Origin of the sequence: Stieleria maiorica, assembly GCF_008035925.1 — a bacterium.
In the GTDB taxonomy this organism is placed as follows: Bacteria; Planctomycetota; Planctomycetia; order Pirellulales; family Pirellulaceae; genus Stieleria; species Stieleria maiorica.
In genome coordinates, this window is record NZ_CP036264.1 from 299,814 (window position 1) to 315,077 (window position 15,264).

At 58.6% G+C, this 15,264-nt stretch carries 9 protein-coding genes; 4 read left to right on the forward strand and 5 right to left on the reverse strand.

What is annotated here, in order from left to right; all coding sequences use genetic code 11:
• Positions 1 to 222: 222 nt before the first annotated feature.
• A complete protein-coding gene (locus Mal15_RS00980; protein ID WP_167546556.1) occupies positions 223 to 1,722 on the forward strand; it encodes a sulfatase in 1,500 nt (499 codons plus the stop codon).
• Positions 1,723 to 1,813: 91 nt separating this feature from the next.
• Here the strand turns inward: Mal15_RS00980 and Mal15_RS00985 are convergent, their stop codons facing one another.
• Both Mal15_RS00985 and trpE read right to left on the reverse strand, forming a co-directional pair.
• Positions 1,814 to 4,468: a serine/threonine-protein kinase gene (locus Mal15_RS00985; RefSeq protein ID WP_147866035.1), complete on the reverse strand. Its 2,655-nt coding sequence runs from the start codon at positions 4,466 to 4,468 to the stop codon at positions 1,814 to 1,816.
• A 101-nt stretch (positions 4,469 to 4,569) separates the two neighbouring features.
• A complete protein-coding gene (gene trpE, locus Mal15_RS00990) occupies positions 4,570 to 6,129 on the reverse strand; it encodes an anthranilate synthase component I (protein WP_147866036.1) in 1,560 nt (519 codons plus the stop codon).
• A gap of 144 nt (positions 6,130 to 6,273) precedes the next feature.
• Between trpE and Mal15_RS00995 the strand changes: the two genes are divergently transcribed.
• On the forward strand, positions 6,274 to 6,804 hold the full coding sequence (locus Mal15_RS00995; RefSeq protein WP_147866037.1) for a UvrB/UvrC motif-containing protein: 531 nt from the start codon (positions 6,274 to 6,276) through the stop codon (positions 6,802 to 6,804).
• Entirely contained in the window at positions 6,801 to 7,892 is a 1,092-nt protein-coding gene (locus Mal15_RS01000) for a protein arginine kinase (RefSeq protein ID WP_233903217.1), read from the forward strand. Before Mal15_RS00995 ends, Mal15_RS01000 begins: the two co-directional genes overlap by 4 nt.
• A gap of 431 nt (positions 7,893 to 8,323) precedes the next feature.
• Here Mal15_RS01000 and Mal15_RS01005 read toward each other — a convergent pair whose 3' ends face one another.
• The 3 genes from Mal15_RS01005 to Mal15_RS01015 form a co-directional block, all read right to left on the reverse strand.
• Positions 8,324 to 9,676 carry an IS4 family transposase gene (locus Mal15_RS01005; protein ID WP_147866038.1) on the reverse strand — a complete coding sequence of 451 codons (1,353 nt, stop codon included), beginning with the start codon at positions 9,674 to 9,676 and terminating at the stop codon, positions 8,324 to 8,326.
• Positions 9,677 to 9,821: 145 nt separating this feature from the next.
• The gene (locus Mal15_RS01010) at positions 9,822 to 11,252 is read right to left on the reverse strand and encodes an SGNH/GDSL hydrolase family protein (RefSeq protein WP_147866039.1); all 1,431 of its coding nucleotides are present in this window, start codon (positions 11,250 to 11,252) and stop codon (positions 9,822 to 9,824) included.
• 58 nt (positions 11,253 to 11,310) lie between these two features.
• Positions 11,311 to 12,540 (reverse strand): glycoside hydrolase family protein, encoded by a 1,230-nt coding sequence (locus Mal15_RS01015; protein ID WP_233903218.1) that lies wholly within the window; start codon positions 12,538 to 12,540, stop codon positions 11,311 to 11,313.
• A gap of 144 nt (positions 12,541 to 12,684) precedes the next feature.
• Here Mal15_RS01015 and Mal15_RS01020 point away from each other — a divergent pair, with 144 nt between their 5' ends.
• Complete coding sequence (locus Mal15_RS01020; protein WP_233903219.1) at positions 12,685 to 15,132, forward strand: serine hydrolase; 2,448 nt, start codon at positions 12,685 to 12,687, stop codon at positions 15,130 to 15,132.
• Positions 15,133 to 15,264: the final 132 nt, after the last annotated feature.

Genomic DNA, 15,264 nt, shown 5'->3' on the forward strand with positions numbered 1-15,264 from the left:
AGGGAGCCATCGTAAGTTGTGTACACATCGATGACTGGCAGCAAGGGCAGGATTTCAACAACAGAGTAACGAAATCTTGGACGAACATCAGCTGGTTCGTTCCGGCGTCCGAGAGGGCGTGTGTTATTCTGTCTGCCCGAAAGCTGGCGCCGAACGGCTGATTATTCGATGGACATCAGCCGGTGCGGCACAAATCTATCGCCAATCTCGGAGCACCGTCCCTTGCGATTCTCTCTGCCGCTTTTAACGAAACCCCTACTGCTGACCATTTCGGCCCTTTTCTTCACTCCGTTGGTCGCCGCGGATGACACGTCAAAACCGCCAAACATTCTGTTCGTGCTGACCGACGACCAGGGCTGGACATCGCTGGGCTGCTACGGCAACCGGCATGTCGCCACGCCCAACCTGGATCGACTGGCCGAACAGGGGATGCGATTGACCGATGCCTACGTGATGCCCCAGTGCACTCCCACCCGTGCCGGGTTGTTGACGGGCGAACACACCGCACGCAATCAGATGTGGCACGTCATCGGCTGGTACGGGACTCCCTGGGCACGCGTCACTGAACCGATGTTTCGTGAACACCTCGATCCGTCGCAATGTCGGCTTCCCCAGCGTCTGCGTCAGGCGGGCTATCGAACCGGGATGGCCGGAAAATGGCACCTGACCAACAACCAGCACGGATTCTACACCTACCTAAGACAACCTTCCGGGGACACGTTCGGCTTCGATGACGTTGCACCACCGGGCGAGGGTTCACAAAACGAAGGCGACAAGTGGGTCGACCACCTGACCGACGCAGCCTGCGAATTCATCCGGGCCAATCGCGACCGTCCCTGGTTCTACTATCTGGCCCATCACACGCTGCACAATAAAGTCTCCGCTCCCCCGGAGTTGGTCCAAAAGCATCGCAGCCAAGGTGCCCCCGAGGTCGGCTTGCAAAACGCGACCTATCTGGCTGCGATCGAGCATCTGGACAATTCGATCGGTCGGCTGATGGAACAGCTCGACGAGTTGGAATTGGCCGACAACACCCTGTTCGTTTTCCTCAGCGACAACGGGGGCATCAAGAACCAGTACAACTTGCCGGAGTGGGATGGGGCACCGCTCAGCGGCAGCGTGCCGCTGACGATCAAAGAACAACAATTCGACAACGCACCGCTGCGTGAAGGAAAGGGCTCGGTTTACGAAGGCGGCATTCGTGTTCCTTGTATCGTCCGTTGGCCCAGGGCCATTCGGCCTGGGACGGTCAGCAGCACGCCGATTCACATCGTCGATTGGTACCCGACACTTTGCCGTGCCGCCGGAATCGATCTTGACGAGCCCACCGACGGGATCGATCTGCTGCCGGTCTTCAAAAAACAGTCTGTCCCCGAGCGTTCGCTGTTCTGGTACCTGCCGCTGTATGATCTGCGTTGGGCGTCGACCCCGTCGGCCGTGATCCGCCGCGGCGATTGGAAGCTGATCCACTACTTCGGTGATTGGTACGATGCGGAACAGGCCTACCACATCGGGGCGCGAAGCGAGCTGTACAACTTGGCCAATGATCTGGGCGAATCGCAGAATTTGGCCCGGACGCATCCGCAGCGGACATCGCGACTGCGGGACGAACTGCTGCAGTGGATTCGCGACATGGGTGCGGAGGTGCCGATGCTGAATCCGCATTATGATCCGTCCAAGGCGCTGAAAGAGACCAAGGAGAAGCAACCCTGGAACGGGTAGCACGGGAATCCGTGTTGGTGTCCAGGCTTTAGCCGCCCACACTCGCTGCTTCGCAGCGAACGGGAATCGCCAAAAGGCTAGACACCAACGGTTATCGCATGTCCCTTTCGCCGTACACCACACCGGGCAGATAGATCACCAAACCGACCGCGGCGGCGACTATCCAGGCCGGTGCCGGACCGACGCCGGGCAAACCCAGATTGGCACCAAACAGAATCACAATCGTCGCCACCACGGCAAACGGCGTCATCCTCCACCCGGACACAAACGCCGACAAACACAGCAACGCCCCCGCGATCCCGACCGACCATAAACTGGTGGATTGGCCGAGCGCATCGGTCGTGACAGCACCGGCAACGGTCTGCAAGTCGAAGTCGCCGCTTCGCACGCTTCGAATCACTTCTTCGCCGAACAGGTCCACACTTTGTGCGGCAAACGCAAACACGGCCAGCAACAGACACCCGGCCAGCAGACGTGAGACACCGGAAAAGGCGAATTTCAAGGCGGCGTAGCGATCGCGAGGGCGTTTGTAGCGACCGCTTCTCGCGTCGGCCAACATCGCTTTGATCCGTTTCCGCTTGACGTCGGCGATCACCCGTTCGTCTTTGCCGGATTGCTCCACGGTCTGGTGCGCGGTTTCCATGATCGCCGACGCCATTTGCCAGCTCTGCTCTCGGGCCTGGGCGGCGCTGACGCCCTGGCTGATCAACGACCGTTGTTCCAGCTGAGCCAATTTTTTGCGGTCGGCCGCCTGGCGTTTCTGGTTGGCCCTTCGATCCAACGCCTTACACAGCCGGTCTCGCAGCGAGCGGCTCTCGGTCGGTCCGTCAAAGGACACATCGATGGACAACCGACGGCGTTTTTCAGCCAGGGCGTCGTAACCGAACAGTGCCTCATAGATCGATTGCCAGCCCGCACCGGCATAGCGTGCCAGAAAGTCACGCAACCCTTCTTCCTCGGCGCCTTCGATTCGTAAATCACGTACGAACCGGCGTGCTTCCTCCAACGTCGGCTTGCCCGCCTTGGCAGCCGTCACCGTCACGGCAAAGTGATAGCCGGCTCCGATGCCCGCTCCCAGGATCAATCCCAGCACCGCTCCGATCCACAACCCGGCGGCCAGCACCACCAATGCCAAACACAATATCAACGACGCCAGCGACGCAATGCCGATTTCGATCCAAGACAACGTACCCAACCAGCGGCGAACGTGATCGGCGATCGCGCTCTGCTCGGTCGTCGTCGCCAACACAACCGCGACGATGCAGGCCGTCACCAGCATGACGGGGCCCAGCAAGAACACCTGTAACGAAATCAGTGGCGATGCTAATGTGATCAACACCGCGGCGGCGGCCAACGCGACGAACAACTTGCCGGAGAATCGTTTGACAAGTTGTGTTTTTGCATAACGCTCGGCAAGGATTTCCCAACGATCGGCCTGCTCGCGCGAGGGAGAGAACCCCATCAGCGATTCGACGCCCAGGAACGACTGCAAGTCATCGATCATTTCGGCCAACGATCCGTAGCGGTCACTGGGACGCTTGGCCATGGCCCGGGCGACGATCTGGCACAGGGGCTGGGGGACGCGCGGTTGGATTTCGGCCAGATCCGGCAGCGCCGCGTGGGCGTGTTGCTGGATCACCTCGGAGATTTCGGTTGCCGCGTAAGGCGAACGACCGGCCAGCAGATAGAACAGGCTGCAGCCGAGGGAGTAGATGTCGGCGCGGTGGTCGACCGCGGTGGCGTCGGCGCTTTGTTCGGGGGCCATGTAAGCCGGCGTCCCGATCGCCGTGCCTTGCATCGTTACTTGGGTGCCGCTTTGAAGCCCGCTGTAGGAGAGTTCTTCGCCGGAGGATTCGGGATCGATCTGGTCGGGGACCTTCACCAGCCCTAGATCCGCGACCTTAACGACGCCGTCTTCGCTAAGCAGCAAGTTGGCCGGTTTGACATCGCGATGAACCATCCCGCTTCGGTGGGCGAATTGCAATCCACGCGCGGCCTGCAAGATGTAGGTCGCCGCCAGTTTGGGATCCAGGCTGCCCTTGTCGCGGACCAGATCGCCGAGTGACCCGCCACGGATCCACTCCATCGAAAAGTACAGTTGGCCGTCGTCTTCGCCGAAGTCGTAGATCTGGACCACGTTGTGATGCGCAAGCTGGGCCGCCGCATAGGCTTCACGGGTGAATCGTGCCAGCGAGGCGGGATTTTCGGTCAGCCGCGTGCGAATGGTTTTGAGCGCGACGTCACGGTCCAGCGACACCTGTTTGGCTTGATAGACCGCCCCCATCGCGCCGCGGCCGAGCATGCGGATGATGCGATAGCCGCCCAGTCGCGATGGCGGCCCGGTTGCGGCGTCTTTGTCGTCGGATTCATCGCCACTGGGGGCAGGACCGCCGGAGGGCGCGTCTTTGAGTTGGGCGGCGGTGCCGGCAGAAATCTTTACCGCAGGCGACGATACGGACGAGTGATCCTGATCAACGGTCTGGTCAACCGTTTGCTCGGCCGCCACGGTTTGCCCCACTGCTTGCGCCGCGTCTGCGGTCCGTGGTTCAGCGACCGTTGGCGCGTCGCGCCTCGACCGTGAACTGGCCGCCGGTTTGAGTTTGCCGACCCGCACCCGCGGCGGGGCTTCGCTGCCGACCTGGATCAGAAACTCTTCCCCGCACCGTTTGCACTTCGGCTTGTAGCGGCCCGGTTTGGGCTTCCCCAGTTGCAGCTTCGCACAGCAGTGTGGGCATTCGATCTGCATCAAAGACGGGCGGCGAAAATGGGAACGGGCACGACAGGATCAACGCCCCACCATCATAGCTCATCGCGTCGCGAAGGTCGGTTCACTCCCCCTTTGGAAAGTCACTGGCGCTCGGAGAGTCGCTGCACGGTCAGTTCGATGGCGGTGATCAGTGCCCGGGCTTTATTGATGGTTTCGTCGTATTCGGCGTCGGGATCACTGTCGGCGACGACGCCACAACCGGCTTGCACATAAACCGTTTCGTCTTTGACGACCATCGTCCGTAGCGCGATGCAGGTGTCCATGTTGCCGCGATAGTCGATCCAGCCGACGGCGCCGGCGTAGGGGCCTCGGCGATGCGGTTCGATCGAATCGATGACCTCCATCGCGCGAACCTTCGGGGCGCCCGAAACCGTTCCGGCCGGCAATGCCGCTTTGAGTGCATCGAAGGCATCCAAGCCCTCACGCAGTTTTCCCTGGACTTCGCTGCTGATGTGCATCACGTGGCTGTAGCGTTCGACGACCATCACTTCGGTCAATTCGATGCTGCCGAACTGGGCGACACGGCCGACGTCGTTGCGTCCCAGGTCGACCAACATGACGTGTTCGGCGCGTTCTTTGGGATCGGCCAACAATTCCTGCTCGAGCGCCTTGTCTTCTTTTTCGGTGCGTCCGCGTTTGCGGGTTCCGGCCAAGGGGCGGACGGTGACGACGGAGTCTTCGACGCGGCACATGATCTCCGGCGAACACCCCACCAGAACGGTCTCGGGGGTTCGCAGGTAAAACATGAACGGGCTGGGATTGACCACCCGCAGCGAACGATAGATCTCCAAGGGGTCGACGTCGGTTTTCACGGCCATCCGCTGGCTGGGGACGACCTGAAAGATGTCGCCGGCGCGGATGTACTCGACACACTCGCGGACCGCCTTGCAGAACGATTCACGGGTGAAGTTGGACGTGATTTCCAGGGGGGTCTTCTTCGCCGCTTCTCGCCAGACGGCTTCGTCCCAGGCCCCGGTGCGGATCTCTTGGGCGCCGTTGGATTGTGAAAGTTTTTCGATGGTTTGGTCGACATCGGCCGCCGCCGCGGCCAAGGCCCGCGCGGCGTCGTCGTGGTTGTCGACGTCGCGACAATCGGCCAGCGAGACAACCGTGACGGTCTTGTCGACGTGATCAAAAACGCACAACGTGTGGTAGAACGCGAAGTCCAAATCGGGCAGCCCGCGATCGTCCGTCGGCGCGTCGGGCAGGTGTTCAACATAGCGGACGACATCGTAGCCGGCATAGCCGATCGCCCCGCCGACAAAGGGCGGCAGTTCATCGATCTCGGCGACGGAGTTGCGGAAGTAGGCGCGGAACGCGTTCAGCGGGTCGGGATCGGTGAACGTTTCCGGCTCCCCCCCACCGGTCAAATCGGTCACGGTGACCTCGTTTCGCGTGGCCGAAAAACGCAGCGAGGGTGCGGCGGCCAAAAAACTGTAACGGCCGACCTTCTCGCCGCCGATGACACTTTCAAACAAACACGCTCCGCCGGCCGCCCCGCCGCTGCCCTCGGCGGATCGGTCCAGTCGGCGAAATGCTGTCACCGGGGTTAAGGCGTCGCTCAACAATCGACGATACACGGGGACGAAATCGTGCTCGGTGGCCAAGGCGGCAAATTCGTCGGGGGTCGGGTGGTGCATTGACGGGGCGAAATTCAAGAAGGGGCGTGATCGGGGTCCCGTTAGTGTCGTCACCGAAACGCCCGTCGTGTAGGGGACCGGGTTGGTTTTGCCTCTGGTCAGCGATAGAATCGAGCGGTCCCCCCGCCACAACTCGGATTGATCATGAAGTGCCAATTCTGTGAAAAACCGGCCACATTTCACATCACTGAACTGACCGAGCCGGTCGGTCCGCAGGTGATGCACTTGTGTGAAGAGCACGCCAAGGGGTTTTTGAATAAAGAAGCCAGTCCGCCGATGACCGCGATCGCCTCGGCCCTGGCCAAGCAGCTCGGCGGCCAATCCGGCGACGCGTTGGAGGAACTGGACCAGAAGGAGTGTCCGGTTTGTGGCATCAGCTTTTTCGAATTTCGTAACAGCGGTCGCCTCGGGTGCCCCTACGATTACACCCACTTCGAATCCGATCTCCGCCCGCTGTTGATCAACGTTCACGACAAGACCGAACATGTGGGCAAGAAACCCACCCGCTCGGCGGGAACGGCCGACTCGTTGGCCAAAATGATCGGCCTGAGGCGTGAGATGGAGGAAGCCATCGAACGCGAAGACTATGAGCGGGCTTCGGAAATCCGCGACGAAATCAAGGCGATGGAAGACCCGATCGCCCCACCATCCACCTCCTCGGATACCCAATCGTGAAACGTGACGCGGACTTTGATGAACTGGCCCGATACCGAGGCGAATGGATGCGCGGCGAAGGGCCGGAATCGGACATCGTGATCAGCACGCGGATTCGACTGGCTCGCAACCTGGCCGATTTCCCCTTCATCCGCCGTTGCAGCGACGAAGATCGGTTGAGCATCGAGCGAACCGTCCGCGCCCGGATGGAAAGCTTGACCGACCAGCGCTGGAAATCCGCCCACTACGTCGACCTGGAACCGCTCTCGGAAATCGATCGACAACTGCTGGTCGAACGCCAACTGATCAGCCGCGAGATCGCCGAGTCCGACGGGTCCCGTGCCGTCGCCTTTGACGCCGCCGAAGGTTACAGCGTGATGGTCAACGAAGAAGACCATCTGCGGATCCAAGTCATGAAAAGCGGCTTGGACATCAAAAATACCTGGGAACAGGTCAATCGCATCGATGACATGCTGGAAGAAGTCATCTTGTACGCGTTCCACCCACGCTACGGATACCTGACCGCGTGCCCGACCAACGTCGGAACCGGATTGCGGGTCAGCGTGATGCTGCACTTGCCGGCCTTGGTGATCACCGAACAAATGGACCGCGTCTTCCGCTCCATGCAACGGATCAATGTGACCGTCCGCGGGCTCTATGGCGAAGGGTCACAGTACACCGGGGATTTCTATCAAGTCAGCAACCAAGTCACGCTCGGTCACACCGAAGCCGATTTGCTGGCATTGGTCGGTGACGAGGTCGCTCCGCGGATCATCGAATACGAACGCAAGGCGCGTCAGGCGCTGCTGAAAAACAACCGCGATGACTTACACGACGAAGTCAGCCGGGCGATGGGCATTTTGAGCACGGCCAGGAAGATCAGCAGCGAAGAAACGATGCACCACCTATCCAAGATCCGGTTGGGAATCAGCATGGGGCTGATCGAACAACCGGACGTGAAGGTCATCAACCAGCTGTTCCTGCAGACCCAATCGGCGCACCTGCAAAAGCTTCAAGGCCGCGTCCTGGGCACCGCCGAACGCCACGCCCGCCGCGCCAGTTTCCTGCAACACCACCTGGCCGGAAAAGACGACGCCACCTGGAATTAGCACTTCCTGTTGGCTGTTGTTTATTCCCCATCGTGTTGCCCCTACCACCTTCTTCATGGATTGGTCTTCTTAATCGCATCGGTCCTTCCTGGACAACCCCACCCCGACGTAGCCACGCTCGCCAGAGCGTGGAACATGCCGGGGATCGATTTTCTGGCGAAGGTTTTTGGCACAGCATCGTCTTCCCTCCAAAATCTTCCGACCCGTTTTCGCCAACCCGATCTAATCAAAGGGGGCAGATCAAAGGGGTCAGGCCCAATATTGTTCGGCACTCTGCTTGCTCCGCACCTTGAGCGGACAGAGTTTGAGTAATCGATGACGGTTCGGGTTGCAGTCGCAAGCAGTGGCTGGCAAGCGGAGCGATTATCGTTTTGGTGACCGCGCAGCATCAATCGCAGGCAACATCAATTGCGATGCTCCCGAATCGAGTTTTATTGGTTGGTTGCAGTCGCGTCGTAGTGCCGCTTGAGTTTCTCTAAATGAGCGATCAATTCCTCTTCGCTCGCCAGACCCATGAAGTAGTAGCTGATCATCTCAAACGTACGCTTGGTTGGCTTGCGCCCCGTCCAGATGTTGATCAGCAGGCAGGCGATCAATGCACAATAGCACTGAATCTCAATTCCATTCTGGCTGTGGAATATCAAGTGGCTACAGCCCATCAACTGCTTGAAGAATCGAAAAAAGATCTCGATGATCCAGCGTTGAGAATAGATCAATGCGATGATTTCGGCGGGAACATCCAGCATGTTCGTCACGATTCGTAAGATGCCATCGCTGCTCGGTCCCGTCGAAGTCCCGTGGTACTTTCCACGGCTGGTATGGGCGCTACAACGAACGCAGATCAACCGAACAGGATGCCCTGGCCGTTCTCGGTTTCCGCCCTGGTGTCTGCCAAGATCTACAATCTCATCGCTTAAGACTCCTGCGGCGACGGCTTTTTCGGAAAGCACTCGCTGCTCCAGGACATCGTAAACACTGTTGTCGCGAACGCGGCACACATAGCTGCTTTTGGCTTGGACGATCTTGTTGAACAGCGAGAACTTTGCATAACCGCGATCCATGACATACAAACGATCTCGCTGGATCGTCTGCTCGAGCACCGATCGTTCGTCGTGCTGGCCACCTGCGTCGGGCGTCACGTCGATTCGCGTCGGGACGTACCGATCCACCTCGAAGTGCGTATGCAATCGCCACTTGACCAAGTGACTGTTGCTTTGCCCTTTGAAGATCGATGCATCGATCAAGCGAGGCAGGCAAGAGACCAATGAGCCATCGACAAGGGTGATCGTCTGGTTGATGCCGTGCAGGCTCTTTTGGCCATGTACCGACTGTGCGTGCTGGCCGAGCTCGGCAATGACTTCTTTGAGACGGTCGGCGTCGAACACGCGCGAAGCTTCGCTCAGTGAGCCAAGGGATGTTCGTCCGCAACCGAGTCGTTTCTTGACTTTCGCAAGTTCCGTGGCTTGAGGAATTGACCGCAACGCGGTAATCGCCGGATTAAATAGATATAGCAGTACCAGCATGCAGAGTTGGTCGTAGTGCAGGTCTCGATTGCCAGCTTTGTCGCGTTCGCATTGGTCGTCATGAAGTCGCTCCAGCAGAGGAGCGATCATATCGAGATACTTCAGACCTTGAATGTCTTTGCTCTTGAATTTTCGATCTGAGGCATCGGTGGTCGCCTCTTGCTGTGCCTGATCGACCGACAGATCATCTGGAGTACCAGGAGTGACAACTGGTTTCCCACGTTTTGGAACTATTTTGGGCTTGGTTTGCTTGGCGGGCATGACGAATCGTCAGCGACAATGACACTATGGCAGCCGTCCTCTGTGAGCGTGTCCATGGCGCAAACCGCGTGCCAAAACATGCTAAAACTTCGTGCGCAAATCTTGTGCCGAACAGTATTGGGCCTGACCCCTTTGTTTCCGCCGCTCACCTCGGGAATTTCTTGGGGGAATAGACTCGCAAAGCCTTGATGCCGCGTACCGAACCGGTCAGTTCGATCGTGTGATCGCCGTCTGAAATCCGCTGAACCGCCGTTATGGTTCTTTCGATCCCTGGCTCGTGTTCGGGCGGAGTGACGATGTTGCGGGCCTGCGTTTCGACCGTCCAGTCGAGTTGGAACTGCATCGGCAATTCCTCCAGTCGCCGCAGCGCGACGATCGAAAACTGAACGTCCCAGTCTTCGGGGGCAATCACGACTCGCCCTGAGTTCGAGACGAATCGTTTGTCGGTGCGTCCGGATCCATCCGACCCTGTGACCGATCCGACCAGTTCAAATTCATAGGTGTCCGGTTTCTTGGAGTCCTGTTCGGCGCGAAGCGTCCAGGTTTCTTCGACAATCGGTTCGATGGAAGTCATCTTCAATACCGGCGGCCAGGGACCGGGTGGAATCGGAGTGTCACGCCACTTGACGCGATTCCGGCCGTGGTAAAACATCGTCGGATTCTGCAGCGGCTTTTCTCCGTCGATCAACACATCACAGCTGCCCGTCGCGTCATCGCGAAAAACGACGTCAATGCGGTTGCCGTGAAAACTGAAAACGAGTTTGTCATCGGTGACGCCGGGAATGTCATCGATGTCGTACGTCGAAACGTATTCGCAATTCATCGGGTCCAGACGTGTGTCGCTGCGGGGAACCAGGTACGCTTTGATCAATTCCGTCATCAAATAGGTGCCGTGCTCATTGGGGTGCACGTCGTCTTTGACCAGGTCCCCCGGGGCGAGGCTGTGTTCTTGAAGGTAGGCTTTCCAGAGTTCGCGTCGACCATCAAATCCACACCCGTATTGACGGGCGAGTCCGGGCAGGAACGTCGTGTTGCGTTCCGCAGCCCAGCGCTGTCGACGTTCCTCGATTTCCGACGGTTGTGATTCGTCCAGCAACTGTTCTGACCGCCGGAAGTGGTCCGCCTGAATCAGGATTTCGGATGTCGTCTGTTCGCGCAGCTTGCGAATCATGGTTTCGTAATCTTCGTTGTTCCCGTAATCATGGAAAATCACCAGGTCGGCGTAGGTCGGATACAGATCCGCCTGGGCTGTCTTCACCAGCCGTTCGGTGGAGAACCCTGAAAGTGGTTTCCGCTGGTAGATCAGATTGGCATGCGGATAGGTGCTGCGCAGATGTTCTTCCAAGCGAACGCCCCATTGCCCCGCGGTGATCGATTGACCGTACAGCAAGATGTGAACGGTGTTGCGGCGTTCCGGTGTGCTTGTCGCAAGCAACGTCATCGTCCGCTGAATCCCGCGTCCGACGGTCGCCGGATCGCCCCGTTGAGACGGAGGCGGGTACGTTACCTGCTGCGCATTGGCCAGCGTCTGCATCGTCACAACGGATAGCGCTACCAGCAACAATTGACATCTCATTTGCGGTCCCTTGGGGATGAAGCATGATTCACAACGCAACTCGCAACAGTCCGTCAAGCTACTTGATACGGTTTCCGTCTTCGGTCAGTTTGACGAGGATCACTTGATTGTTCTCGCCCTTGCGTTTTCCGTGACTGACTCGCCCCTCAGCCACCGTGATCCATGACTCGCTGTCGTTGATTCGGCAGACGCCGGAATTGCCCAACGTCGCATGGTTTTCCGGAACGACAATCTGTTCGGTGTCTTTCAGAACGACCAATCGTTTGGGATCGACTTCGGCGACGAACAACGGCGCCCGGTGTCTCATGATGTGGTCGTTATCGGCTCCCCGGCGGGTGTAAACCAGATACAGCCGTCCGCCCAACGTGACCCAGTGCTGCTGGGTGTTGTAGCTGCCCAGTTCGTTTCCGTCGTCGAATTTCCAGGGGATCTGGCTGGAAAAATGCACGCCGTCAGAACTGCGCGCCACCCAGGCGCCGTCGTCGGCACGCAGCGTCAAGAAGAACGCACCATCGTGTTGTGTCACGGAGGGTTCGTACAAGCCGCGTCGATTCGGCAGGGAATGTTCTGTACCGTGTTCGATGTAGCGAAGCGTTGTGCCGTCAAAGCTGCATTTCGCCACAATCGACGTGTAATTCCGCTTCTCGCTGCTTCGCTGGTAACGGACGGGCAACAAGGCCGTTCCATCATCGAGAACGACCTGTTGGTGACAACCGGCGTTGGGGGCAATGATCAGATGCCCGCCGTGGTCCTTCGCCGGCATCTCCAGAATATTCAACGGACCGAACGTTCGCGTCGCCGGATCAAACACGCAGTACGACACCTGCTCACGAAGAATGTCCTCTTTGGAACCGCCGGCGAAGTTGAAGGTCTTTCCGGTGATCAGCACTTTTTCGGTTTTCGCGTGCCAGATCGGACAGAGGTCACCGGCAACCACTTCGTAGCCGTCCTGTCGCCGCTCCCGGCGCAGCGACTCGATGGATCGGGGTTCGCTCCACAAGTCCGTCCGCTGATCCGCAAAGATTGCAAAGACGTCGTGATATCCATGTGCCCCGACTTTTGCGGTGCGTGACATCGTCGTCAAAAAGAAGGGATGATCCGAATACGGCACCTTCGCCGTTCGGGCCTGAGTCCAGTCCCAATTAGAATCGCCTGCGACGATGACCGATCTGTTGATCTGCAGTCCGCCTGCGCGCTCATCCGCCCCGCTTTCCGCGGCATTGCCGCTAGAATTTTCATTGAAGTTAATCAGCAACAACAGGACACAGAAGGCATATTTCATAGTCATTCCAGTTCTATTCCGATCGTGATTACGCTTTAATCCGATCGATCGGCGGGTCTTGGATTGCGTATTATAGTGACTGAACGATGCAGCCGGGCTTTTTGCGTCGCCGTCTCTCAAGGTCGAATGATGATTTATTTTCACCCCCCAATGCCACAAAAGCGTTTGGCATTGCATCGCATGTCATCCAATACAGGTCGCTCGCACGTTAAACGTGTCCTCCACGTCACCTGCGGCAATCGATGCTTGACCATCGCAGTGGTCATGTTGATGGCGTTGCAGGCGTTCAACTTGCCCACGCTTTGGGGGCAAGAGCAGACGCCGACGACGCACGAATACGGTCCGGCCATCGACAAGCTGAAAGCCGCGGCGCGTCACGAAGTGCAGCAGAAGCAACTGCCAGCGTTTTCCATTTCCCTGGTCGACCGCGATCAGGTGGTTTGGGCCGACGGTTTCGGGTTTCAGGATGCCGACCGGACAATCCCCGCGACGGCGGAAACGGTCTATCGAGTGGGATCGGTCTCCAAATTATTCACCGACATCGCCGTGATGCAGTTGGTCGACGAAGGCAAACTCGAATTGGATGCGCCGGTGCAAACCTACTTTCCCGAGTTTAAACCGAACAATCCGTTCGATGTCCCGCTGACGCTGCGGCAGATGATGTCGCATCGATCGGGGCTTGTGCGGGAATCACCGGTGGGCAACTACTTTGACCCCTCCGAACCGACACTGGATGCGACCGTGGCAAGCCTGAACGACACCTCGCTGGTTTACAAGCCGGAGACGAAAACGAAGTATTCCAATGCGGCCATCGCGGTCGTCGGCGCCGTCCTGGAAAAACAACTGGACGTCTCGCACCCGGAACGTGTCCGGCGAACGATTCTCGATCCGCTGGGCATGAATCAAAGCAGCTTCGTCGTGTCGCCCGCGATCGAATCAAAACTTGCGACCGGTTGGATGCGAACCTACGACGGGAGGCGGTTTTCCGCTCCGACGTTCCTGTTGGGCACCGGCCCGGCGGGCAACCTGTATTCCAACGTGCTCGATTTGTCCAAGTTTGTCTCCTGCCTGTTCAACGCGGGCAAAACGAACGACGGGATGATTCTGAAGCCTGAAACACTGCGGCGGATGACAACACCGATCAAGGATGCGGATGGCAAACCGCAGGGGTTCGGCCTGGGATTTCACATCAAGGAGTTAGACGGATTCACCAAGATCGGGCATGGCGGCGCGGTTTATGGGTTTTCAACCCAACTGGAAGCACTGCCCGAACGGAAACTCGGCGTCGCGGCGGCCGCCTCATTGGATGGCACCAATGCGGTCGTCCGCCGCTTGGCCGATTATGCGTTGCGGCTGATGATCGCGACCCAGGACGGGAAGGAATTGCCGGAGTATCGCACCACGGTCCCCGTGCCGGCCGAGCGTGCGAGGGTTCTGCGGGGACGCTACAAGGAGGTCGAGGGCGATCGATTCGCTGAAATCTCCGAGCTCAATGGTGATGTCCTCATGCACCGTGGAACCTTTCGGAGTGAGCTCCGCGTGGCCGATGACGGTTCGATTATCACCGACGACGAAGCCGGCTTCGGCACCGAAGTCAACCTCAACAGCGATGGGCAACTCGTTATCGGCGACACGACGTTCCAGCGACTGCCGGACGACCCACCGGCCGAGATTCCCGACCGCTGGCGAGGGCTGATCGGCGAGTACGGCTGGGACCACAACACGCTGTACATCCTCGAACGAAACGGCCGGCTTTACGCGTTGATCGAATGGTTTTACTACTATCCGTTAACCGAAATCAGCGACGATGTTTTCGAGTTCCCGGATCACGGACTGTATCATGGTGAAGGGTTGCGGTTCACTCGTGACGAAAGCGGTGTGGCAACGGAAGTCAACGCCGCAGAGGTGGTGTTCAATCGGCGGGAGGTTGGCACCAAGGACGGCGAGACGTTTAAGATCACGCCCGTCAAACCGATCGATGAACTCCGCGCCGGCGCCTTGGCGGCGTCGCCGCCTGCGGAACCGGGCAGCTACCGTGAACCGGATCTCGTCGAACTGGTCAATCTCGACCCATCAATCGCGTTGGATATTCGATACGCGACGAAAAACAATTTCACCGGAGCGGTGTTCTACAAGCAGCCCAAAGCCTTCATGCAGAAACCGGCGGCCGAAGCGGTGGCCCGTGCGAACCAAACACTGAAACCACTCGGCCTGGGTCTGCTGATTCACGACGCCTATCGCCCCTGGCACGTGACGAAAATGTTCTGGGATGCGACTCCCGGCGATTTGAAAGACTTCGTCGCCAATCCCGCCAGCGGTTCGCGTCACAATCGTGGCTGTGCCGTGGACCTGACGCTGTATGATCTTGTCTCCGGACAGCCGATTCAGATGGTTGCCGGCTACGATGAGTTTTCGCCGCGGGCGTTTCCGCTGTATCCGGGTGGGACTTCCCGTCAGCGTTGGTACCGCGACTTGCTGCGTCGCACGATGGAATCCCAAGGGTTCTCGGTTTACCGGTACGAATGGTGGCACTTCGATTACAAGGACTGGAAAAGGTATCGAATCGGGAATGCCACATTCGAGGAACTGATCGATTAGTTCAGCAACGTCACCTTGCACGAATCACAGGGCGACCGTAGCTGCCTTCGCCAGAAGGTGGATCCCCGTGCAAATTTCAGCCTTCAGCGAATGTAGCCGCGGCGAATCTGCAATCCACATGAACGGATTGAC